Source organism: Neokomagataea tanensis (genome assembly GCF_006542335.1).
In the GTDB taxonomy this organism is placed as follows: domain Bacteria; phylum Pseudomonadota; class Alphaproteobacteria; order Acetobacterales; family Acetobacteraceae; genus Gluconobacter; species Gluconobacter tanensis.
In genome coordinates this window covers 789,385-811,006 of the sequence record NZ_CP032485.1, presented here as the reverse complement: position 1 = coordinate 811,006, position 21,622 = coordinate 789,385, and the positions used below count along the sequence as shown (strand labels likewise).

General features: G+C 54.1%; 19 protein-coding genes. 14 read left to right on the top strand and 5 right to left on the bottom strand.

Going from position 1 to position 21,622, the window contains the following annotated elements:
• Positions 1-134: 134 nt before the first annotated feature.
• Together D5366_RS03785 and dinB are read right to left on the bottom strand one after the other, a co-directional pair.
• Complete coding sequence (locus tag D5366_RS03785) at positions 135-626, bottom strand: DUF2501 domain-containing protein (protein ID WP_240775337.1); 492 nt, start codon at positions 624-626, stop codon at positions 135-137.
• Positions 627-741: 115 nt separating this feature from the next.
• Positions 742-1,806 (bottom strand): DNA polymerase IV, encoded by a 1,065-nt coding sequence (gene dinB / locus D5366_RS03780; protein ID WP_141492356.1) that lies wholly within the window; start codon positions 1,804-1,806, stop codon positions 742-744.
• Positions 1,807-1,867: 61 nt separating this feature from the next.
• Between dinB and D5366_RS03775 the strand changes: the two genes are divergently transcribed.
• Positions 1,868-2,482, top strand: coding sequence for an NUDIX domain-containing protein (locus D5366_RS03775; RefSeq protein ID WP_141493805.1), 615 nt, complete (start codon positions 1,868-1,870; stop codon positions 2,480-2,482).
• A 21-nt stretch (positions 2,483-2,503) separates the two neighbouring features.
• Here the strand turns inward: D5366_RS03775 and D5366_RS03770 are convergent, their stop codons facing one another.
• On the bottom strand, positions 2,504-2,797 hold the full coding sequence (locus tag D5366_RS03770) for a putative quinol monooxygenase (protein ID WP_170211037.1): 294 nt from the start codon (positions 2,795-2,797) through the stop codon (positions 2,504-2,506).
• A 142-nt stretch (positions 2,798-2,939) separates the two neighbouring features.
• On the opposite strand from D5366_RS03770, the gene D5366_RS03765 reads away from it, so the two are divergent.
• The 13 genes from D5366_RS03765 to D5366_RS03710 all read left to right on the top strand — a co-directional run bounded on the left by D5366_RS03765 (position 2,940) and on the right by D5366_RS03710 (position 16,291).
• Entirely contained in the window at positions 2,940-3,674 is a 735-nt protein-coding gene (locus D5366_RS03765; RefSeq protein ID WP_141492355.1) for a TVP38/TMEM64 family protein, read from the top strand.
• Positions 3,675-3,761: 87 nt separating this feature from the next.
• Entirely contained in the window at positions 3,762-4,457 is a 696-nt protein-coding gene (locus tag D5366_RS11955; protein ID WP_240775336.1) for an MFS transporter, read from the top strand.
• Between the two features lie 59 nt (positions 4,458-4,516).
• On the top strand, positions 4,517-5,008 hold the full coding sequence (locus tag D5366_RS11950) for an MFS transporter (protein WP_240775335.1): 492 nt from the start codon (positions 4,517-4,519) through the stop codon (positions 5,006-5,008).
• Between the two features lie 3 nt (positions 5,009-5,011).
• Entirely contained in the window at positions 5,012-5,395 is a 384-nt protein-coding gene (locus D5366_RS03755; protein ID WP_141492354.1) for a response regulator, read from the top strand.
• Positions 5,396-5,539: 144 nt separating this feature from the next.
• Complete coding sequence (locus D5366_RS03750; RefSeq protein ID WP_141492353.1) at positions 5,540-6,079, top strand: adenine phosphoribosyltransferase; 540 nt, start codon at positions 5,540-5,542, stop codon at positions 6,077-6,079.
• A gap of 25 nt (positions 6,080-6,104) precedes the next feature.
• Entirely contained in the window at positions 6,105-6,920 is an 816-nt protein-coding gene (locus D5366_RS03745) for a nitroreductase family protein (protein ID WP_141492352.1), read from the top strand.
• Between the two features lie 11 nt (positions 6,921-6,931).
• Positions 6,932-9,409 (top strand): ATP-dependent helicase HrpB, encoded by a 2,478-nt coding sequence (hrpB, locus tag D5366_RS03740; RefSeq protein WP_141492351.1) that lies wholly within the window; start codon positions 6,932-6,934, stop codon positions 9,407-9,409.
• A 254-nt stretch (positions 9,410-9,663) separates the two neighbouring features.
• On the top strand, positions 9,664-11,460 hold the full coding sequence (locus D5366_RS03735) for a Hint domain-containing protein (RefSeq protein ID WP_141492350.1): 1,797 nt from the start codon (positions 9,664-9,666) through the stop codon (positions 11,458-11,460).
• A gap of 315 nt (positions 11,461-11,775) precedes the next feature.
• Positions 11,776-12,870, top strand: a complete 1,095-nt coding sequence (locus D5366_RS03730) for a S1C family serine protease (RefSeq protein ID WP_373317509.1) — start codon at positions 11,776-11,778, stop codon at positions 12,868-12,870.
• 66 nt (positions 12,871-12,936) lie between these two features.
• On the top strand, positions 12,937-13,617 hold the full coding sequence (locus tag D5366_RS03725) for a winged helix-turn-helix domain-containing protein (RefSeq protein ID WP_141492348.1): 681 nt from the start codon (positions 12,937-12,939) through the stop codon (positions 13,615-13,617).
• A gap of 22 nt (positions 13,618-13,639) precedes the next feature.
• Complete coding sequence (locus D5366_RS03720) at positions 13,640-15,070, top strand: HAMP domain-containing sensor histidine kinase (protein WP_141492347.1); 1,431 nt, start codon at positions 13,640-13,642, stop codon at positions 15,068-15,070.
• A 124-nt stretch (positions 15,071-15,194) separates the two neighbouring features.
• Positions 15,195-15,572, top strand: a complete 378-nt coding sequence (locus D5366_RS11945; protein WP_240775334.1) for a hypothetical protein — start codon at positions 15,195-15,197, stop codon at positions 15,570-15,572.
• Positions 15,569-16,291 (top strand): SIMPL domain-containing protein, encoded by a 723-nt coding sequence (locus D5366_RS03710; protein WP_141492346.1) that lies wholly within the window; start codon positions 15,569-15,571, stop codon positions 16,289-16,291. The genes D5366_RS11945 and D5366_RS03710 overlap by 4 nt, the downstream gene beginning before the upstream one ends.
• Positions 16,292-16,336: 45 nt before the next feature.
• Here D5366_RS03710 and D5366_RS03705 read toward each other — a convergent pair whose 3' ends face one another.
• Positions 16,337-17,695: an L-serine ammonia-lyase gene (locus D5366_RS03705; protein WP_141492345.1), complete on the bottom strand. Its 1,359-nt coding sequence runs from the start codon at positions 17,693-17,695 to the stop codon at positions 16,337-16,339.
• Positions 17,696-17,758: 63 nt separating this feature from the next.
• Positions 17,759-21,448 (bottom strand): proline dehydrogenase family protein, encoded by a 3,690-nt coding sequence (locus D5366_RS03700; RefSeq protein ID WP_141492344.1) that lies wholly within the window; start codon positions 21,446-21,448, stop codon positions 17,759-17,761.
• Between the last annotated feature and the right edge of the window lie 174 nt (positions 21,449-21,622).

Below are 21,622 nucleotides of genomic sequence, written 5' to 3'. Positions count from 1 at the left end.
TTGTGACCACTGTGCCTTAAGACAGTTTTGCGCTGACGTCACGGCGGAGTTAGCGATGACTGATAAAAGAATGGCCGATAAGAGTTCAGCGCCACGCGAGGGTGCGCAGCGCTGATGTAGGGTCAGAAGTCGTTTTATAAAAGGTTTTGCAGGCGATTTTGGATAAGTGAGCATGCTTTTTGGCGCATTGGCTCAGAGAGAGAAGAGAGAGAGAACTGTTGTTGCGTGTTGGACTGGTTCGTAACGGTTTGCAGGATTCCCTGCTGCCCTGCCGCGTAAGACGGTGAATTGCTGATGCCGGCATGTTGTGTGGCAGTGGAGAGCAGGGAAGAGGCGCTGCCAGAAGCCAGGTTATTGGTCACGCAGTACTTAAGCACGCCCGTGAGGTTGGATGTGGAGCTGCCGGAGAGGTTAGGAAGGCTGAGGCCATTGCCGAGGTTACCTAAGCTTCCTGTCAGCGAGTTGCCAGCGGATTGATACGCGGCTGAACCAGCGGAAGAAAATGCGTTGTGTAGTCCTCCGGCTTGTCCGGATGCGGCGCTGCCACCATCGCATGCAGCAAGGCTCATTGTTGCGACAAGAGCGCCTGCGGATAGCAGAGCAGGAAGGCGGAAGGTTTTCATCATGGCGTTCAACCCTTGGCTGTTCTTTGTCTGACGGGGAAACATGGTGTCCCCACACACACCTAACGCGCGTCTTGCAGAAAGTGAGCGAAGAGAATGAGAATTTTATTGCTTATTTTTAAGAGAAATTGAGGTTCAGCTGCGGTGAAGAACTATCCGCAAAGCCTGAGAGCGTTAAGCCCAAAAGGCGTATGCCTGTTTTCAAAGGAAAAAGCGGATTTAACTGAGATAGCGCGGCATCAAGGCACATTTCGGCTGAAGAGAAAGGTTCCGAGAGGGTGCGAGCGCGTGTAATTTGTTGGAAATTGGCGTATTTTATTTTGAGCGTGAGTGTCCGAGCTTGGATGTTCCTGCTTTCGGCCTGAAGCCATAGCTTTCTGGCTAAAAATTCAAGGGCCTCTGTGCAGCTTTCCAAGTTGATCAAATCTTCCAGATAGGTTTGTTCGGTTCCAAGGGACTTGCGGATACGGTTTGGATTGACGGGGCGTTCGTCGATGCCGCGCGCGATATTGTGGTAAAAAAGGGCTGTCTTTCCAAAATTCTGCATGAGCGTATGGAGTTCGGCTTTTCGGAGCTCCGCACCATTTGTAATGCCCAGAGCATTCATGCGTTTAGCTGTTGAAGGGCCAATTCCGTGAAAACGGTCGATGGGGAGTGCCGCTACAAAATGTGGTCCGTCTTTAGGGCGGATGACGAAAATGCCATTGGGTTTGCGCTGGTCTGATGCCAGCTTTGCTAAAAAGCGATTGTAGGAAATACCAGCAGATGCGGTCAGGCCTGTTTCGGCGTTGATGGCTGCACGAATATGCTCTGCAATGCGCGTGGCGGAGCCAAAGGGCGCAAGGTGATCTGTGAGGTCCAAGGCGGCTTCATCAAGTGCCAAGGGCTGAACTACAGGCGTGTAGCGTGTAAAAATGCTGTGGATATGCGCTGAGATGGCGCGGTACACATCAAAGCGCGGTGGTACAAAAATAAGCTCCGGGCAGAGGCGCTTTGCGGTGATGGAAGGCATGGCTGATCGTACGCCAAAGCGTCGTGCTTCATAGCTGGCAGCCGCGACAACACCTCGTGTTTCGGCACGTCCGACCGCGATGGGTTTGTTTCGGAGGTCGGGAAAATCGCGCTGTTCGACGGATGCAAAAAAAGCGTCCATGTCGATATGCACAATGCGACGAAAAGACATGGTCTTGTTGTGAAGGATTTTGAGGGCTGCGGCAATGTGGACGTCGGGCCAGAAGCAGCGCATGGTGGCTGAGGATTTTGGTCAGGGATGGTGCGCTGTGAGTGTTGATAAAACGATTGAAAAGGGCCGTAAGGCAGCGGGTTTTCAAACTGTTTCGAGCCGTGTTGCCTATAAAAACCCGTGGACGGCGGTCCGTGAGGACGTAATTATTCATCCGAACGGAAAGCAGGGTTTGTATGGCGTTGTAGAGCGCTCAGAGTTCGTAGTGATTTTGCCTTTGCACACGGATGGCAGAGTGACCCTGATCCAGCAATTTCGTTATCCCGTAGGCGAGCGCATGTGGGAATTGCCCATGGGGTGCTGGGAAACCAAAGAGAACGTTGATCCGTGTGAGTTAGCTCTCGGGGAATTGCGCGAAGAGACAGGGTTGCGTGCCGGTGAAATGATACATGCCGGGACTATGTATCAAGGGGCGGGCTACTCGAACCAGAAAGGTCAGGTTTATCTGGCACGCAACTTAACGCGTGGAGAGGCTGACCTTGAAGAGACAGAGCAAGACATAACAACGCATGACTTACCGTTGGCGGAGTTCGAGGCAATGATCGCGCGGGGAGATGTGAAATGCATGGTCAGCGTGGCTGCGTATGCGATGATTAAAGCGCGCGGGTTGTTGTAACCCGCGCTTGCCACGGTACGATCAGGCGACGTGGTCTAGGAAAACGACGGTCGAGCCACCGCCTTCAACAATGTCTTTTATCGCGTTGTTGAATGTTTTTCCGTGCTCGGTGCCCATATGGACCTTGAAAGCGGCCTCGTCGCGGTAGGTTTCTTCTACGTGGAAAAGATCGGGTTTGTCTGCAAGTGTGTAGACTACGAAGCGTTCACAACCGGGCTCACCACGGACATGCGTTGCGAGGTCCGTTAAAAGGGCAGCAAGTTTGTCGCGGTGGCCGGGGAGGGCGGTCATGGTGGCGTAGAGTGATTTGGTCATGGGAGTCGCACCTTTCAGGGCTTTCATGTTCGTTTTACAGCGCCGATATTTGCTGAGATCAAGCGCTTTCAAGGGGCGGTCAAGGGGAAGTGAACAGCGCAGCAGGGTTGGTCATCCTGCTGAGGGCTGGTATTGAGCGCTAATGGATTCAAAACCACCCTTCCCAGAGGCGTATACGTCACTCTGCACAGATGTGCCGTCAGAGCGGCCTAAGCTGTCTGTTGCGTTTATCTTGCGTTTGACACTCAGCATTGCGGCGGTTTTGGTGGCGGTGGCACTTTTGCAGAAACTACCGATTGTGCATCGGTTGCTCGCTGATGCCCCGCATTGGCGTGAAACCCCGCACGTGACGTTGTGGTTTTTATTATTAGCTGTTCCATACAGCGCGCTGGGCTTGCCCCGTCAGGCATTGTGCGCGGCAGCAGGACTGGCTTTTGGTGTTTTGAACGGGGTTATTCTGGCCTCGATAGCCTATGTGTGTGGCGCTCTTTTGGCTTACGGCTGGGCCCGAGTATTGGCGCCATCTAAAGCGCGTCAGGGGCTACGCACCAAACTGGACCAGCGCTACGTGACGGTGGTGCGAATTTTGCAGAGGCAGCCTTTTGGGGCTGTTTTAATGCTGCGCTTAATGCCCGTTGGTTCTGCTGTGTTGGTTTCTTTGGCGTCTGGATTATTTGACGTTCCGGTTGTTCCGTTTGTCATTGCGACGGGTTTGGGTGGGTTGCCTCAGACGGTTGTTTTTGCGCTAATCGGGGGCGGAACGCAGCTTGGACATTGGACGCAGCTGTTACTTGCAGGAGCGCTGTTTGTTGTGTCTGGCATTCTTGGAGTGCTTTTGCTCCGCTACGGCGATGCAGCAAATAAGGCTGACCGTTAGGCAAAATATGGCCGTTCGGGTGCAACCTAGAGGGCGATAACAGCGTACCGTTTTGTTTGTCATAATGTAAAACCGGGGGAGAACTCTATGGCTGGCCGCGTCAAAAGGCTGGAGCGGGGCGACAGAATTCCTGCTTGGCTTCCTTTATTGCTGGGTGCTTTGACAGCGGTTGGCCCTGTTTCGACGGATATTTACTTACCTGCCGTCCCGCAAATGGAGCGTGATCTGCATGGTGCTGTCGGTTCGGGCAGTTTGACCATGGCAGCATGGGTTTTGGGTCTTGCCATTGGCCAAATTAGCATGGGGCCTCTATCGGACCGTTTTGGGCGCAAACTCCCCCTTTTAGTGGGGATGGCAGGCTATACTGTTGGTGAGATAGGCTGCGCACTCTCCACGGATATGACGGTGATGTGTGTATGGCGAATTTTTGCCGCTATCATGGCGTCAGCGGGGTTGGTTGTACCCAATGCGTGCATTCGTGATTTGACGGTGGGGGATGCCTCATCGAAGTTAATGTCACGCCTGACGGTTATTCAGGGGGCTGTACCTATTCTGGCACCAATGCTGGGCGGGATTGCGCTGCATTATGTGGATTGGCGGGCTATTTTTTGGGCAACGGTCGTTTTTGGTGCGATCTGTACGATATTGGTTGCTCTGTGTTTTCCAGAAACTTTGTCCCCGTCGTTGCGGGGGATTTACGGCCTACATTGCTGCTTTTGCGGTATAGAGCCATTTTACGTTCCCCCAGTTTTACGGGGCCTGCTCTCATCTGGGGCTGCATAGGTATTGTGGCATTCACCTATTTAAGCGCGGCACCGGAGCTGTTTGAGGGACGGTTCGGTATGAATCCGGCGCATTACGGTATGTTGTTTGGTGTCTTTGCTGTCGGGTCTATCGGGGCTTCGGCTATTAATGGCGTGTTGGTGGGGCGGGTTAACGGTGCCAGCCTGATGCTATGGGCGTTGGTTTGCGCATTAATCGGCAGTGTTGCCTCTCTCGGGATTGGTCTTCTGGCCGAATATAATGGCAGTGCCGGCGCGTATCCCGAAGTGTTGTTGGTGCCAATGATTATTGCCGTGTTCCTGAGTTTGGCACCTACGGGTATTGCCGGACCAAATGCGATGGCGTCTGCGCTCTCCGCACAGGAAGGGCAGGCGGGTTCTGCGGCGGCGCTGGCGGGCACAATCCAGTATGTTTTTGGTGCGTTAGCGTCGGCGCTGTTTGGATTGTGCGCGCATAGGGTTGCGGTGTCACTTTCGTTGTTTTTGCTTGGTGCGTATGCTTTGGCAGTCATTCTGGCGGCTAAGAGTCGTAGCGCTGCAACAAGGTCTTAAAAGATGAGTAGAACTCGGTTTGCGTGCCTTGTGGAGGACGACCCGTCCATCGCATTTGTGGTCAATACCATTTTGCAACGCGAAGGATGGACGGTGCTGCAGGCTGGGTCTGCTGAAGAGGCCCGCTTGCGTTTCACCGAAGTTCTTGAGCAGGGGGAGGTCATTTCTCTTATCGTCGCAGACCGGAATTTAGGTGGCGGTGAGACGGGTGAAGAACTGGCGCGAAATCTGAGAGGGCAAAATCCAGCATTGGCGACGGTTGTTATGTCCGGGGATTATGAAGAGTTGGCAGAGGAAGCGGAGGGCGTCATCTGTTTGCCGAAGCCTTTCCGCAAAGCAGCTTTATTGGATGCGATTGGCCGTGCGCAGGGGATGATTTCTCCTTAAGTGCCACTTCGCACTTGAGTTCACGGGGCGCGTCCCCTAGAGCAGTAAGCCGATTTTCCAAAACGAGGCCCGTGGGCGGTCGCTTGAGATATCGCTTGGGCGATGTTTAGGGTGGTCTGCGGCCGAAAAAAGAAAGGTCCGTCCATGTCGTTCCAAGAGCCAGCTCCGCTTGATTTGAAAAAATACATTCGTGAAATTCCGGATTTCCCGAAGCCTGGTATTCTTTTTTACGATATTTCAACGCTTATCCGGTCTGCTGAAGCATGGCAGGTGGCTACAGGCCGCCTCGCGCGTTTGATTGGTACATGGAAGCCGGACCTTTTGGCGGGAATTGAAAGCCGTGGCTTTTTGACTGCTGCGCCGATTGCTCAGCGCTTAGGCACTGGTTTTACGATGCTGCGTAAGCCGGGCAAACTGCCGGGTGAGACAATCTCGCTGAAATATGGCCTCGAATACGGCGAGGACGAACTCCATATCCAAAAAGATGCAATCATCCCAGGCCAACGTGTGGTCGTGTTGGACGATTTGTTGGCAACGGGCGGTACGCTGGCAGCGTCTGTTGAGCTGCTGCGTAAAGCGGGCGCGGAAGTTGTAGGGGCAAGCGTTCTGATCGAACTGACGGCTTTAAAAGGACGTGACAAGTTGGACGTCCCGGTCAATTCTCTCATCTCCTACGACGATTGATCATCTAGAGTTTGGAGTGCGTGAAATGGTAGCTGATGTAAAAGCGCTTTGGCAGACGCGTTACCGGCAAGAACCGCCGGTAGCTTTGCCCGACAACGCCGTTTTGCGTGCTCTGATGTCTCATCATTCGGTACGAAACTATCTTCCAGACCCATTGCCAGAGGGGGCTCTGGAAATGGGTATTGCTGCTGCATCGTCCGCCGCAACGTCTAGCAACTTGCAGACATGGTCAGTAGTGGCCGTCGAAGGTGCCGAGACACGCGCCAAACTGGCGGAATTGTCAGGCGGTCAAAAGCACATTGCTGTGGCTCCTGTTTTTCTGGTTTGGGTTGTAGACTTGTCGCGTTTGGAGCGCATAGCGCAGGCACGCGGCCTAACCGCGGAAGCTTTGGATTACGAAGAAGCTTTTTTGATGTCTACGCTCGATACGGGTATTGCAGCGCAAAACGCTGTTGTTGCGTATGAGTCGATGGGCCTTGGCACAGTCTATATTGGTGGCCTGCGGAATCACCCTGAAGAAGTGGCGGCGCTTTTAGGTTTACCGCCGCGCAGTGTGGCGGTGGTTGGCATGTGCGTCGGCCTGCCGGATCCCGCACACCAAAATGGCTTCAAGCCCAGATTAGGGCAAGATGCAGTTGTGCACCGTGAGCGTTACGATGCGCACGATGCTGACGCGGTTGCAGCCTATGATAAACGTGCGAATGACTACCAGCAGGAGCAGGGTTTACCGTCACGTCTTTGGTCTGTCACAGCGTCTGATCGCGTTGAAACCAAGCAGGGTCTGGGCGGGCGGCATGTGATGCGCTCTGTGCTGAACCGCTTGGGTTTTGCTCTCAAATAACGTAATTTTGCGTGTCGTTTTACCCTGACCTTCCAATCTCAGAGGCTCTTCCTGCGCTTACAGCTTTGCTGGAGGAGGGCAAAAACGTTGTTCTTGTTGCCCCGCCCGGGGCCGGAAAAACGACTGTAACACCGCTCGTTTTAAGTGAAGCTGCGTGGCTGTCGGGCCAGAAAATCCTTCTGGTTGAGCCGCGTCGCGTTGCGGTGCGTAATGCTGCATATCGCATGGCATCGTCTCTGAATGAGAAAGTTGGGGGGATCGTTGGTTTCCGTACCCGTACGGAAACCGTCGTGTCGAGCCAGACGCGGATTGAAGTCGTAACGGAAGGCTTGTTGTTACGCCGCCTTTTGGGGGACCCTCTGCTTGAGGGGGTCGGTGCGGTACTGTTCGACGAAGTGCATGAGCGCTCTTTGGATTTGGACGCCGCTCTTGGTTTTTGCTTGGATATTCAGCGCAATATGCGCCCTGAATTGCGGCTTGTGGCTATGTCCGCAACGCCCGATGGCCGCGCTTTTACGGATCTCCTTTCGGCAGAGTTGGTCGAAAGCGAGGGACGACAGCACCCTATAGAAATACATCACACGCGCGATTTGACGCATTTTCGCGAACTGCCAGAAGCGTGCGCATTGGCAGTAAAGCGCGCTTTGTCTGAGGAAGAGGGAGATATTCTTGCTTTTCTGCCGGGCGTTGCGGAGATACGCAAAACTCAGGCCTTACTCGAAGGGGTTAACGTATTCCCCTTACATGGCGAGCAAGAGACCGCTGAGCAGGATCTGGCTTTGGCGCCATCTTCCCAACGACGGGTGGTTTTGGCAACGTCCATTGCCGAGACATCGGTAACAGTCGCAGGGGTTCGTATTGTCATTGATGGGGGTGTAAGGCGGGCTCCGCGCCTTGACCCCAATACAGGCCTGTCTCGTTTAGAGACGCTCCGTATTTCCCGGGCTACGGCCACTCAAAGAGCTGGTCGTGCCGGGCGGCAGGCCCCGGGCGTTGTTATACGTTTGTGGTCAGAAGCCACACAGCGGGGCTTGCGGCCACAAGATACGCCCGAAATTTTAGTGGCAGATTTAACGGATTTTGCCTTGGTGGGTGCTGCGTGGCACGAGGCAATGGGTACACCAGTTGAGGCTTTACCTTTGTTGAACGCTCCGCCGGCGGGCGTTTTGGCATCAGCTATGGCTTTGTTGCGTGATTTAGGTGCCGTTGACGTGTCAGGCTGCATCACTGCACTTGGGACACGGATGGCTGCCTTGGGAACGCATCCGCGTTTGGCAGCTATCTTGTGCGCTGCTCGGAACCATGAAGAACGTGTAACGGCGGCATATCTGGCGGCGCTGCTCGAAGAGCGCGACCCATTAAGACCTCGCCCCAATAGTCCTTTGCCATCCGGTGCACGTCAGGCAGGTGTAGACATCCGGGCACGGCTAGCGCTTTTAGATCCGGCAAATGGGGAGCGAGGACTTGGTTTTGGCGTTCGTTTGATTCGTGAGTCAGCACGGCGCTTTCTGCGCCGTCTCGGTGAACGCGATGAGCGCGCCGCCCCGAATGGCCATCATGCGGGCGCTCTAATCGCGGCAGGTTTTCCGGACCGTGTGGCGCAGGCTGCGGGCGCTTTGGGGCGTTTTCGTTTGGCAGGAGGGGGGAGTGCTCGCCTGTCAGTATCGGATGATTTAGCAAAAGAAAAACTTCTAGCGGCAGCGGCATTTCATACACGTACGGCTACAGAAATAACGCTGGCTGCCCCTCTCGATGCGTTGGATCTTCCGCAGTCGCTTTTGGACCGGGCGGTCGAGCAGGTTGAGACGAGTTTGGATGGCGTTTCGGGAAAAGTCATTGCACGCCGTCGTTTGCGTCTTGGTGCTTTGGTGTTGCAGGATCGGAGTACCGAGGTCACGCCTGATGAGATGCAGCAGTTACTATTGAGGCAGGTTGCCGAAGACCCGATGCGGGTTTTAAAATGGTCAGACGCTGTACGGCAATTGCAGGCCCGGGTGGCCTTAGCAAGCGCGTATGCTCAAGAAAGCGGTATTGAGAACTTACCGGACCTGTCTGATGACGCGTTGCATGCTGATTTAGGGTGGTTGGAGCCTTATTTGGCAGGAATGGACAGGTTATCTCAAGTGAAGGAGATTGATGTTCTTTCCATCTTGAGGGCGCTGATACCTTATCATGCGGTGCAGTGGTTGGATCAGGTTTTGCCACCACGCCTAGTGTTGAAATCCAGTACATACGACATTGACTACACGGTTCCGAATCCGACTGTTTCCGCAAGGGCGCAGGCATTTTACGGAACGGCGGCGCTACCGGTTTTGTTGGGCGGTCGTATCAAATTGCAATGCGCATTACTGTCCCCCGCAGGCCGAACGCAAGCAATTACAGGCGATTTGGCTGGTTTTTGGGGCGGGGCTTGGGCCGATATGAGGCGGGATATGAGGGGGCGTTACCCAAAGCATTCGTGGCCAGAAGACCCGTTAAAAGAACATTAACAAGATGAATAATATTTATTGTTTGGTAATTTAGTGCATTATTATTATTATTTTTTAGTAAATATCGTTAAATTAAAATAATGATCTCATAATTCATAAATTATGTGACAATCTATTGCATTGACACCTAACGAAATTATTGATGATAGAGGGGTTATGTTTGTTTTTTAACATACCTTCCTGTTATTTATTTAATATTTAAGAATCTTGCTTAATAAAATAAATAATTTGAATGTATTTAAGGGATATTTAAAATGAGTGTAGGTAATTACTATACAAGTAATGGATCTTTGTTTGCTGTTAGCAGGGAGAGAGGTTTTTTTTCTGATACTTATAAAGTAAAAATTACAGAAAAAGACGGTCGTACACTTTTTAATGGTGCTGTAAATGGTGTTCTTTCAGGGCGCGACAGTATCAATGATTTGGGCGGTGCCGGAAGTGTTTATGTTACTCTTCCCGGTTCAGTGGGTTCGATCAACCTATTGACGGGTGGCGGAACGTTTTACATTGGTGGGCAGACCGATATTCATTTGGGGATGGATATTGGTACAGAGACTGTAATCAATGTCGTCGGTGGTAATGTTGGTTATAGCGGCTTCGTTGATTTTGTATCGCGTTTGACGGTTAACATTACGAATGGTGGATCTTTCCGGACGGAAAGCGGATTTTTCTCTGCTCTGAGCAATACGGTTGTTAAATTCGGTAATGGTGGTGGTACGCTCATCATCAATGGAGGGAGAGATTTGATCGATTTACATCGGTCAACGATCCTTAACTACAATCCGGCTAACTCTACGATCGAACTGCAAAACACGGTCCGGCCGATTACATCATACACGATTGAAAACTTTAAGAATAATGTCGTCGAAGTCACGTTATATGGTGGCTCTTCGCAAATTGCGCGGTATGTTGCGCAACTTGCCAATGGTGTGTCCTTAGCGAGCGGCCGTTATTACACGACCAACAGTGACCGAAACCCGCTAAAAATATTCTACGCAGACGGTAATACGTATGTTCGTACCTGCTTCTTGGCAGGGGCTAAGATCCAACTTGCCGATGGCCTGAAAAATATTGAAGACATCGTAATCGGCGATCAAATTCTGACGTATGATGATCGCAGCGGGGCGTGTGCTGCAATACGGTGGGCTGGTCAGCGCCATGCCAAGGTTGATGCGTCTTTGCCAGATGATGAAGCAGGCTATCCCGTCCGTATTTTGAAAAATGCGTTGGGAGAAGGCGTTCCTTTTGCGGATCTGCTTGTCACGTCTGAACATTGTATGGCCATGAATGGCGGTTTTGTTCCTGTAAGAATGCTCGTAAATGGGCGTTCTATTTTTTATGACCGGAACATCACATCCTACACATATTACCATATCGAGACTGAAAACCACTCGGTCATCATGGCCAATGGAACTTTGACGGAAAGCTACTTGGACACGGGAAACCGCCATCGCTTTGAACAGTGCGGGCATGTGGTGATGATTGGTGGTGCTTCTGTGAAAAGCTGGGCGGAAGATGCGGCCTTGCCTTTGACATGCTCCATGGAAGTTGTCGAACCGCTCTACCGCTCCTTAGAAAAGCAGGCTGATAATTTGGGTCTTGCGCAGGTTGCCGCACCCAGCACAACGCTGGACCCGGCCATGGCGCTCCGTACTCATAACGGCGAGATGCTGGATATTCTGCGTCGTGTCGGCCAGAAATTCTTTTTCCGCCTGCCCAGCGATGCAGTTTCTGTTGAGTTGATGTCGCGTGTGGCACGCCCTTGCGATTATGTCGGACCATATTGTGATGATCGTCGTAAGCTTGGCGTTGCCGTGTCCGAGATGGTTCTGCACACAACGAGCGGAAAGTATGCGCTGACAGATTATCGCCAGAAAGAGGTAAAACAGGGCTGGCATGATTGCGAGCATCCTGAAATCCGCTGGACGAACGGTGCGGCCCAAGTCGTATTGCCTGAAATGCAGGCGGGCGAGGCACGTATCTTGGAAATCACGCTCGCCGGTGCTGGTCCATATTTGGAAGAGCAGGGTGCGATGGCGCAAGTGGCCTGAGAAAGCATTCTGTTTATGGAGAAGTGGTGCAGATAAGCGCCACTTCTCCATAAATTTGTCTTTTTTGCGAGTGCGTTGGAAACGTTTTTTGTGAAATTGGAAAACTGTGTGTTACGGTTGAGGTATGAAAAACCAGCCGTCTGATCTGTTGTGAATCGCGTTGTTCTTTCTGCCTTCGTTGGAGGGGCAACAGCCGCTATCGTAACTGCGGCGGGGATCTTTGTTTTTGGTGGATACGCCGCGCTGTCGGGCCAGTCGGCGCGTGCTACGTATATCAAATCAGAAAATGGCACCTCTGCTGAGAGACAGTCAGGCATGGGTGTAAGCGGCAGATTGCTTACCGAGCGCCCAATTGCGGGTGAAAGCACGGATGCGAAGGGCATTCCCATACAGTCAGCCGTGCCGGAGGCTGCGCCTGCTTTGCCGCCGCTTCTGGTTAAATATGGGCCTCTCAGTTTTGCGCCATTAGTGCGTCAGGTCATTCCCGCAGTGGTGAACATTGCTACGTCCCAGTCTGTATCAGATGGGCATGACCATACGCCTCCTCAGATCCGCGGCACACCGCTGGAAAAGCGTTATCATGACCGCATGAAGCGTGCTTCGGAGGATATGGTGGGGGCCGGGTCTGGTTTTATCGTGGATCCAACAGGCATTATCGTCACTAATCGCCATGTTATAGGTGATAACGGGCGTGTGGTTGTTTCGTTATCAAACGGGCTGGAACTGCCCGCCCATTTGCTTGGTGCAGACCCTCTTTCCGATATTGCAGTTATCAAGGTCGATAGTTCGGAGCCATTGCCTTACGTGACGTGGGGTGATTCCCGGCAGACAGATATCGGAGACTGGATTCTCGTCGCAGGTAATCCTTTCGGCTTCGGGTCCTCTGTAACGGCTGGGATTGTGTCGGCTGTTGGGCGTGACCTTGGTATTGGGTCGCTGGACGATTTCATTCAGCTTGATGCGCCGATCAATCCTGGAAATTCTGGCGGGCCAGCGTTTAATATGCGCGGGCAGGTCGTTGCCATGAACGCAGCCATTGTCACCCCCGCAGGGGGCTCAGTGGGGATTGGCTTTGGTATTCCGTCAGAGATTGTTGCTCCAATTGTTGCCGAGATCGAAAAAACTGGTCGGGCGGAGCACGGCTGGCTGGGCATCACGCTGGATGACAGCGATACAAATGTGGGTATCGCCACGGTGGACCCCGGCGGGCCAGCACAGAAGAGTGGTTTGCGGGGTGGGGACATCGTGCGGCAAGTTGATGGGACGTCAGTAACCAGTGCGCGTATGCTGCTCAGAAGTATTGCGGCAGCACGGCCGGGGACGGATTTAACCTTTATGGTACGCAGAGGGCATGGTGACCTGACTTTGGTTGTGCATATTGGTGCACGCCCTGCTGAGGCGGATGATTGATCTAGCCGTCCGAGGCGTTATGGTAAGGCGTTAGCGGCTTTTAAGATGAATGGAAGAGAGAGCGGTATGCGGATCCTGCTGGTCGAGGATGATGTAACTGTCCGCGCCTTTGTATTAAAGGGGCTGCGTGAAGCTGGTCATGTCGTCGATGAGGCGGATAATGGTAAGGATGGTTTGTTCCTTGCTGTCAGTGAAAGCTACGACGTTGTCATTTTGGATCGTATGTTGCCCGGCGGAATAGACGGGCTGCGCATCCTTGAAACGTTAAGAGGGCAGAACAACGCAACCCCGGTGCTGTTATTGTCGGCGCTTGCGGATGTGGATGACCGCGTGGCTGGCCTGAAGGCCGGTGGGGATGATTACGTCACCAAGCCTTTTGCATTTTCAGAGCTTATGGCGCGGGTCGAGGCATTGGGCCGGCGCGGGCGCTCGGAAGTGATACCTCAGACGCGTTTATCTGTTGCAGATTTGGAAATGGACCTTCTGGCGCGGACCGTGAAGCGCGGTGGAGAGAAAATTGATCTTCAACCGCGTGAGTTCCGACTACTGGAATTTCTGGTGCGCCATGCTGGTCAGGTTGTGACGCGTACGATGCTGCTTGAGAAAGTGTGGGATTATCACTTCGACCCGCAGACAAACGTTATTGACGTTCATGTCTCTCGCCTGCGCCAAAAGGTCGATAAGCCTTTTACCCATGCTCTAATCCATACAATCCGTAATGCGGGTTATATTTTACGCGCTGATTAAAGAGGTGAAAGCAGCGTTACGAATGCGGCATTTTTTCAAGAAGATGAAGCCCCGCTGGCCAGTACGTTCAGCGGGGTTAAATTTTGCGCTGGCCTATGGGTCCGTCTTCATTTTGTCCGCCGGGGTTTTTCTCTCGTTCATCTGGTGGAACACGACTGGCCAGATCGACCGGCAGGTAGAAGCGGCTGTGCAGGTCGACGCTCACGACTTGGAACAGCGTGTGCAGCGCGGTGGTTTGCCTGCTTTGGTCACGGCTATTCAGGACCGTTTGGACCAAAACGTAGAGGATGACGCGCTTTACCTTTTAGTAGGGCCTGCCGGGCGGCGCTATGCGGGGAATTTACCGGGTTGGCCTGCGGCGGTAGCGGGGACAGAGCGCTATTATGAGCTTCCTATCCAGCGCGATGGTTTTCGTACGCATGCGAAAATGCATGCCTATGTTTTACCGGGAGGGTGTGGGCTGATTGTCGGGCGCGATATTCGTGGCCGTGAGTTGGTGCGCCATGTCCTGACAGATACATTGATTTGGGCGTGGCTAATGGTGTCGCTGCTTGCCGCAGGTGGCGCATTGGTAATGCGGGGAATTTTCCGGCAGGTTGTCCGCACGATTGCGCGCACCACGGCAGCTGTTGCGCGGGGTGATTTGAGCCGCCGTATTCCCCTAACAGGCAACGAAACCGACCCGATCAGTCAGACAGTTAACGAAATGTTGGAGCGTATTGATCGTTTGATGGATGGGGTCCGGCAAGTGTCGAACTCCATCGCACATGATTTAAGAACGCCTATTACCCGGGCGAGAGCACGCTTGGAGGAAGCTAGCTTGACCGCGACGACCGAGCAGGATTTACGCTCGGCCGTAGACCGTGCCGTGGTGGATCTGGACCATGTGACGTCTATTTTTGAGGCATTGCTGCGTATTGCCCAGATTGAGGCAGGAGCGCGCCGGGCTGCATTCACGCAATTAGCGCTGTGCCCTTTATTAGAGGGGCTGGCTGAGTTGTACGAGGCGAGCGCAGAAGATGCCTCTTTGCGCCTCGAGTTGCAGTGCGGTGAGTTGCAGTGCGGTGAATTGCCAGACGTGTTTGGTGATCCGCACTTGTTGCAGCAGGCTGTTGCGAACCTGTTGGACAACGCCATTAAATTTGCGCCTTCAGGAACGGCTGTGTCTCTGCATGCCAAAAGAGTGGGCGATGATATTTGTGTTTCGGTCATTGATCGCGGGCCGGGTATGAGCCCGCAGGATATGGAGCGGGCATCGGAGCGCTTTTTCCGTGCAGAGGCAGCACGGCATACGCCGGGCTCGGGTTTGGGTTTGTCGCTGGTGCAGGCTGTTGTAGCGCTGCATCATGGCCGTATGATTTTGGAAGACCAGAAACCCGGACTGAGTGTCGCGCTTTATATCCCTTGTATAGACCGGGTGAACGCCAATGATATTCCTGAGAGTGCCGCATGACGGAAGCTTCATGTATTGGCCATGTCCCTGTGGGGTTTAAAGGCTTAACGTCTTTTGCTCATCGTTGGGGGATTTTACTATTTTCCCTATTGGGATCTGTGCGGGTGTCTGGGGTTATAAATCCATGAGGCCGTTTCTCGTTTTGTGCGCTCTTGCGGAGTTATTGGTTTTCAGTCCCCGCGCAATGGCGCAAGTGGCTGTGCCGATTAGTATTGTGCAAGTTGACGGCCATTCTATGAAGCGCTTCATGCAGGGCAATGTGCACCATGCGGACGGAGTTATTTCGGTTACGACGGATAGCCCTGAATACTGCACGCAGCTTGAGACAAATGTGGACTCAATAATCGCTGAACCGCACGGTGTCCCCGTCGGAGACATGGAGGACGCGCGCAGGCTACGCGCCCATGGCGTAAAATTGTGCCAAAATGGCCATCTTCGTGCCGGAATTGAACGGTTACGTCGTGCCCTTGTCCTTTTAGAACATAGTCAGGGTCATTCATGACATATTTTCGTTTTGCCCTTGGTGCGGTGTGTGCAGCGGGTCTGCTCTGTGGCTTGCCACGTGATGTACAGGCTGCAACGCAAGATGGTGCGGCACAGGAGCATGTTATGACAAAGCTCAATTTTTCGGTGACGAATAACGTGCGCGCTCCCGCCACGTTATTGACGGCACATCTTTATGCCCGTGCGGAAAATACTTCGCCAATCGGGGCGCAAAAAGCGCTGAATGCAAGCATTTCTGCGGCTATGAAAGCGGTGTCCGGTCAAGCTGGTGTGGATGCCAGAGCTGGCAGTTATACGATTGACGACATGACGCCAGAGCATGGCCGTACGCGCTGGGTTGCGCGGCAAGATATTACACTGAGCGGTGAGGATGCTGCCAAAGTGTTGGATCTGGCTGGTAACCTGCAAGGGCAGGGTCTGATGCTGGACGGGACGGATTGGTCTTTGGATCCGAACACGCGAGAAGCATTGTTGCAAAAGGCTCGCCTTGAGGCTTTGGCAAAGGTCCGCCCACAGGCGGAAGAAAACGCAAAAGCGCTGGGCCTGAAGTTAGTCCGTTTGAATGATGTGCGTATTAACGCCAATTTTGAGGGCGCAGTGCGACCGATGATGGCAGTTATGCGCGCTAGTAGCGCGCCTATGGCACCGCCAGAATCAAGTCGTGAAGAGCAGGTCGTATCCGCTACTGTCCAAGTTGAGGCCGAATTAGAGCCATAATTCGGCAGGGCCTCGCTTTAAAAGCGAGGCTCTTGTGCATAGCGCTCAGCATTCGGGGACGTTGACAGCCAGTCCGCCGAGCGAGGTTTCTTTGTAACGGTGGTTCATGTCACGTCCCGTTTCAGCCATAGTGCGGATGACATGATCAAGGGAAACGTGGTGGGCGCCATCGCCGTGCATGGCGAGTGAGGCGGCATTGATTGCTTTTACAGCGCCGAAGGCGTTGCGCTCGATGCAGGGAATTTGAACCAGCCCGGCTATGGGGTCACAGGTCATGCCGAGGTGATGTTCCATTCCTATTTCGGCAGCGTTCTCAACCTGTTGCGGGTTTGCACCAAGTGCGGCTGCAAGGCCTGCTGCCGCCATGGAAGAGGCTACTCCGACTTCCCCTTGGCACCCAACTTCAGCACCTGAGATGGACGCATTAAGTTTGAATAAGCCGCCAATAGCGGCGGCTGTGAGTAAAAAGTCGCGCATGCCTTGCTGTGAAGCTTGTGGGCAATGGTCCCGGAAGTAGCGTAACACGGCGGGAATAACGCCAGCGGCTCCGTTTGTCGGGGCGGTGACGACGCGACTACCCGCAGCATTTTCCTCGTTGACGGCAATGGCGTAAAGGCTGACCCAATCCATAACTTCATGGGCGGGTTTTTGGTTGTGTAGGGAGGTTGCCTGCAAGCGGGCGTGCAGGGCCGCCGCACGGCGTTTTACTTTAAGCCGCCCCGGCAGGATGCCTGTTTGGACTAGGCCTCGGTCGATGCACGCCATCATGACGTCGATGATGCGGTCTAGATAGGCGTTGATTTCGTGTTTTGGTCGTAATGCCTCTTCATTAATCATTACAACATCAGCGATAGAGAGTGTATTGCGCTCCGTACGCTCGAGCAATTCTACGCCGCTTGTGAAGTCCAAAGGCATATCGGGCAGGGCGTAGGATGCGCCTTCGGTGTGGTCTTCCGGAACGATGAACCCGCCACCCACGGAGCAGAAACGGGATTGTACTATTATGGCGCCGCTCTCCGACAAAGCGGTGAATTGTAGCGTGTTTGGGTGAACGGGTGGCGTCGTAACGGTGTCGAGAATAATGTCATTTTCGGGATCAAACGCGACTAATTGTCCGTTCAGAGAAAGCTGTTTTTGTGTGGAGAGCTGTTCGAGAATGGCCGGCGCGTCGTCAGGGTTTATGGTTTCAGGGCTTTCGCCGTAAAGCCCGAGCATGATGGCTGTGTCTGTTGCATGGCCTTTTGCTGTCCAAGCCAGCGAGCCGTAAAGCGTAACCTGAATGCGTTCAATGGGTTGGCCTTCCGGCAAATGCGCGGTGAACCTGCGTGCGGCGCGCATGGGGCCGACCGTGTGGGATGAGGAGGGCCCGATCCCGATTTTAAAAAGGTCGAATAAGCTGATCATGAAGGCTCGTGGTAGGCTTGGAGTGAAGCGTGGCGGTTATGGCGCGTGAGGTTGCGAGGGATGCTACATCAAGGCCATGACGGTCGGAGCGCCCGAGAGGGCCTCTTCGTTTACGCAGGTAACGCGCTCGTGCAGAAGCCACTCGGGGCGCACTTTGTCTAGGGGGTAAAGTGGAACAATCCGTCCCTCGCGGGCAGTGAGCGTCGCGGCGGCGTCCTTAGCCATAGGTGTGCCACGTTCAAAAATCATGGCATCGCATTCGGGGAGTGCGCCGGGATTTACGCTTTGGATACGGTCAGACAGGCTTTGCGGCAGGCGATTCATCCATTCAATTGCGCTTTTGGGAGCGAGAACAAGCGCCGTATTGCCTGTGCCAAGTGTAATACCCACAGCTCTGAGGAGAGCGGGCCAGCTTTCACCTGCGCATAAGATGGTGCCTGCGGGTGTGAATGCTAATGTACGTGTCTCACCGATAGCGGCGGGCAGGGTAAGAGTACTCCCGACAAGGCAATGAGCTATGTCTTGGCGGATCGCCCGTGCGGAGACAGCATCTCGGCTTTCAAGGAAAGAGACGAGATTGGCGGCGCTTCGTGCAATCTGGCCCGGCAGCATATTCGCGGGTGAGAAATGCGGGAAGTTAAGGGGAGGTACATTGGCTTGTAACTGACGCAGTGCCAACGGACCTCCTAGTTTTGCGCCACAACCTGACAGACCGTACCCTCCAAAAGGAGGGGCATGCACACTGATGCCGGAAGTCAAAGTATTAACGCTGAGGTTACCTGCCTGCGCCCGTTTCAGCACTTTATGAATTGTTGCAGGAACACGTGAGTGCACCCCGAAACTCAGGGCGTAGCCAGAGGCATTGACTGCATCTATCACACCTTCCAGTTCGTTTTTATTGAAACGCCGTATGTGTAAGACGGGACCAAAGACCTCGCGCGGTATGTCAGCGACGCGTCCGATCTCAATGAGTGTCGGAGGGAGATAGCTACCGGGGTGGTGGCCTGCATTGCGGTCAGGCTCTTTTAATGGGGCAGCCCAGACTTTGCGCCCGGCACGGCGCATTTGGTCGATGTAAGCCAAGGTTTCTGTGCGTGTTTCGGCGTTGATCATTGGGCCGAGATCGGTTGATAGGCGCGCAGGGTCTCCAAGATTTAAGGTGCTTAAAGCGCCTTGAAGCAAAGAGATGACCTTATCTGCATTATCTTCCTGAAGCAGAAGTATGCGTAAAGCACCGCAATTTTGGCCATTATCCGCGAAGGCGAGGCGGATAACATCGTGTACGATTTGCCCTGGTTGAGCGGAGCTATCAGCCAAGAGAGTGTTTTGCCCACCGCTACGGGCAATGAGCGTGACGGGGGCGTCCGTTCGTCCGGTGCGATCTCCGATAAGACGGGAGATATTTTTACTGGCAGATGTGGAGCCGGTAAAAAGTACGCCATCGATACGCGGGTCACTGACCAGCTCTTCGCTGACGAGTTCGTTGCCGGGGAGGAAATGCAGTGCTTCTGCAGGAATTCCGGCAGCGTGGAGGTGCTGGATGGCTGTATGCGCAGTGAAAGGTGTTTGGGCGGCGGGCTTCGCGAGAACGATGTTACCAGCAGCCAGTGCAAAGGCAATTTGCCGCATGAAAGCTGCGAATGGGCTGCTCCAGGGGCTGATACAGGCGATCAGGCCAAGTGGGGCTGCTGTCAGGCTACTGTTTTCGGCCTCTTGAGCAGCTTGATAGAGGGCCGTCACACCGTCGCGTAGTTCGCTGAGGGCGGACAAAAAGGTTTTGCCGGTCTCGCGGATAATGAAGCCAAGCAGCGGGACGTAGTGATTTTCAATGGCCTGAGCGGCATCTCGTAAAAGGGTTGCGCGATGTGCGGAAGGTTGAAGCCGCCATTCCGTCAAATATGAATCCGCAGTCTCTAAGGCTTGGAGGAGTGTTTGAGCATCTGTTTCCAGCACATCTCCGATTGCATCTTGCCGTGCAGCAGGGTTGCAGATGCGCCGGCCGTAATGTTGCGGCGGTGGTTCCTGCGTCATTGCAGCGGTTAAGGGATGAATGAACGGCAAAGCTGCGGGAGTGCCCGATGTGAGCGCTTCATGCAGTGCGCGTTGGTCGGCTGGGTCTGAGAGGTCGAGCTCAAAGAGTGGCGGAAGGGCTGTGGGATCGGTTGTTTCTGGTACGTGCGCAGTGTGAAGCGTGTTGCTTCGGAGAATATGTGCCGCGTTGATGGGGCTGGCTGTGAGCGTTTCTATCACGTCGTCTTGCGTGTGCTTTGCGCTTGATAAAAGTGGGCTAGGGCCGTCACTTTCTCTGAGTTGTTTGACGAGCGCGGGCAGCACGGTTGTTGCCGGACCAATTGGGACATGCAGCCGGCATGGAGGTGCATTTGGGCTTTTGGGCGGGCGCAAAGCCTCCGCCAAAGGTTGGGCAAGGCCGTGCAGGCATTCGAACTCAAAATCACCGCGCCGGGCTTGCGGTGCGAGGTTTTGAATATGTGCCACAAGTCGGGGGTTGTGCGTTGCAAAATGCGGGTAGGCGCTATCGAGGTTATTGAGAAGTGCCTGCGCGCAAGCAAGGTAGCTCAGGTCTGTGTGGCAACTCCGTGAGAAGAGTGGCGTCGGGGCAAGGGTATCATCTCTGTTTTGCTCGGCACGCCATGCTGCGCCGCGCGTCAGCCGCACGATAAGGCGGCGCCCGGTTGAACGGCCAAGAGCGATCAGATGTTGTGTGATGGCGAGAGCCCGCCGATCGTGGGATTGTACTGTCATGCCTAGGCCATCCCAGCCCTCAAGCTCTCTTTGAGCGCAGAGTGCAGTAAGGAGGTCCAAGCAAAGGTCGATTTCTTTGCTGTGCTCGACGGTTAGGATCAGCCCCAAATCAAGCTGGCGTGTGCGCTCTGCCAGACGTGTGAGCGTTGGCAGAAAATCTTCCATGATTTGATCATGGCGCAGGCTTGAGAAATGAGGGCAGAACAGAGTTGGGCGCAGGGTGAGCGTAGGGCGCTCCGGGCGCCCGCCCGTCATTCCGGAATGACGGCTACAGGCTTCCAAAAGTGCTTCAAACTGATGAAGTGCTGAGTGGGCTTGGTCTGTGTTCAGCGCAGCGGGGCAGCAGAGGTCGAAAGTGTGACTGAAGCCTCTTTTACGGGTGTTTTGTGCGGCGCGCAGGGCTTCGTTGGGTGTGGTGCCAAGTGCCACTTCTTCGGCTGCTGCGCGTAGTGTTTTTTCCAGCCCGTGACGAATGAGAGGGGCTGATGTTTGCAGTGTCAGGCGGCGTAGACTAAATGCGCTGCCTTTGCGTAAATGACTGGCGAGAGATAGCCCCTTCGTAAGCATTGAAACGAGGGTTGGGGCATTGGTCTTGGAGGTTGGGGTGGCCCAGTCCAATGTGCGGACCTGAGCATCAATCAATGCCTCGCGCGTTGCGTGGTCTGGGATACGTAAAAAGGCCTCTGCGAGTGCGAGCAAAGCCTGTCCATGGGCGCTGTCGGGGGGGAAGGCCTCAAGCAGCGTACCAATAGCACTGCGCGGCGCGGTGTGGAGGATGGTGGCGAGGTGCTCTGCTTGTGCGCTGATGGCTGCGTCTTGTTCAGCCGTTATTGTTAGCAGCGATAAAAGCTCAGTGATGCATGCATATTCGCTGGTGTGCCGCATGGCATCGATTTTCGTACGGGAGGGCATGGCCGGCATGCGGCCCATATGGGGCAGCATATTGGCGAATGGTTCAGCGAGAGCCGGGACCGTCAGGGGTGAGGTCATAGTGCTATCCATTTCCGGCGTGCCGGGCCAGAGGGAACCCTCATGCGACCCATGTGGTGAGACGTATGCTCCCCACGCTCTAGCGCAGGCAGGCGGGTAATTCATCCCCTAATGAAATGTTTTTTGGAGATGTGTCGTCGGGGCAATGCAGGGCGTGTTTTGGAGTACAACACA

What these genes read in the sequence shown, in the direction of transcription:
- D5366_RS03785 (WP_240775337.1), bottom strand. Translation starts at nt 626, where the DNA reads ATGATGAAAACCTTCCGCCTTCCTGCTCTGCTATCCGCAGGCGCTCTT.
- dinB (WP_141492356.1), bottom strand. Translation starts at nt 1,806, where the DNA reads ATGTCTTTTCGTCGCATTGTGCATATCGACATGGACGCTTTTTTTGCA.
- D5366_RS03775 (WP_141493805.1), top strand. Translation starts at nt 1,868, where the DNA reads ATGGTGGCTGAGGATTTTGGTCAGGGATGGTGCGCTGTGAGTGTTGAT.
- D5366_RS03770 (WP_170211037.1), bottom strand. Translation starts at nt 2,797, where the DNA reads ATGACCAAATCACTCTACGCCACCATGACCGCCCTCCCCGGCCACCGC.
- D5366_RS03765 (WP_141492355.1), top strand. Translation starts at nt 2,940, where the DNA reads ATGGATTCAAAACCACCCTTCCCAGAGGCGTATACGTCACTCTGCACA.
- D5366_RS11955 (WP_240775336.1), top strand. Translation starts at nt 3,762, where the DNA reads ATGGCTGGCCGCGTCAAAAGGCTGGAGCGGGGCGACAGAATTCCTGCT.
- D5366_RS11950 (WP_240775335.1), top strand. Translation starts at nt 4,517, where the DNA reads ATGAATCCGGCGCATTACGGTATGTTGTTTGGTGTCTTTGCTGTCGGG.
- D5366_RS03755 (WP_141492354.1), top strand. Translation starts at nt 5,012, where the DNA reads ATGAGTAGAACTCGGTTTGCGTGCCTTGTGGAGGACGACCCGTCCATC.
- D5366_RS03750 (WP_141492353.1), top strand. Translation starts at nt 5,540, where the DNA reads ATGTCGTTCCAAGAGCCAGCTCCGCTTGATTTGAAAAAATACATTCGT.
- D5366_RS03745 (WP_141492352.1), top strand. Translation starts at nt 6,105, where the DNA reads ATGGTAGCTGATGTAAAAGCGCTTTGGCAGACGCGTTACCGGCAAGAA.
- D5366_RS03735 (WP_141492350.1), top strand. Translation starts at nt 9,664, where the DNA reads ATGAGTGTAGGTAATTACTATACAAGTAATGGATCTTTGTTTGCTGTT.
- D5366_RS03730 (WP_373317509.1), top strand. Translation starts at nt 11,776, where the DNA reads ATGGGTGTAAGCGGCAGATTGCTTACCGAGCGCCCAATTGCGGGTGAA.
- D5366_RS03725 (WP_141492348.1), top strand. Translation starts at nt 12,937, where the DNA reads ATGCGGATCCTGCTGGTCGAGGATGATGTAACTGTCCGCGCCTTTGTA.
- D5366_RS03720 (WP_141492347.1), top strand. Translation starts at nt 13,640, where the DNA reads ATGCGGCATTTTTTCAAGAAGATGAAGCCCCGCTGGCCAGTACGTTCA.
- D5366_RS11945 (WP_240775334.1), top strand. Translation starts at nt 15,195, where the DNA reads ATGAGGCCGTTTCTCGTTTTGTGCGCTCTTGCGGAGTTATTGGTTTTC.
- D5366_RS03710 (WP_141492346.1), top strand. Translation starts at nt 15,569, where the DNA reads ATGACATATTTTCGTTTTGCCCTTGGTGCGGTGTGTGCAGCGGGTCTG.
- D5366_RS03705 (WP_141492345.1), bottom strand. Translation starts at nt 17,695, where the DNA reads ATGATCAGCTTATTCGACCTTTTTAAAATCGGGATCGGGCCCTCCTCA.
- D5366_RS03700 (WP_141492344.1), bottom strand. Translation starts at nt 21,448, where the DNA reads ATGACCTCACCCCTGACGGTCCCGGCTCTCGCTGAACCATTCGCCAAT.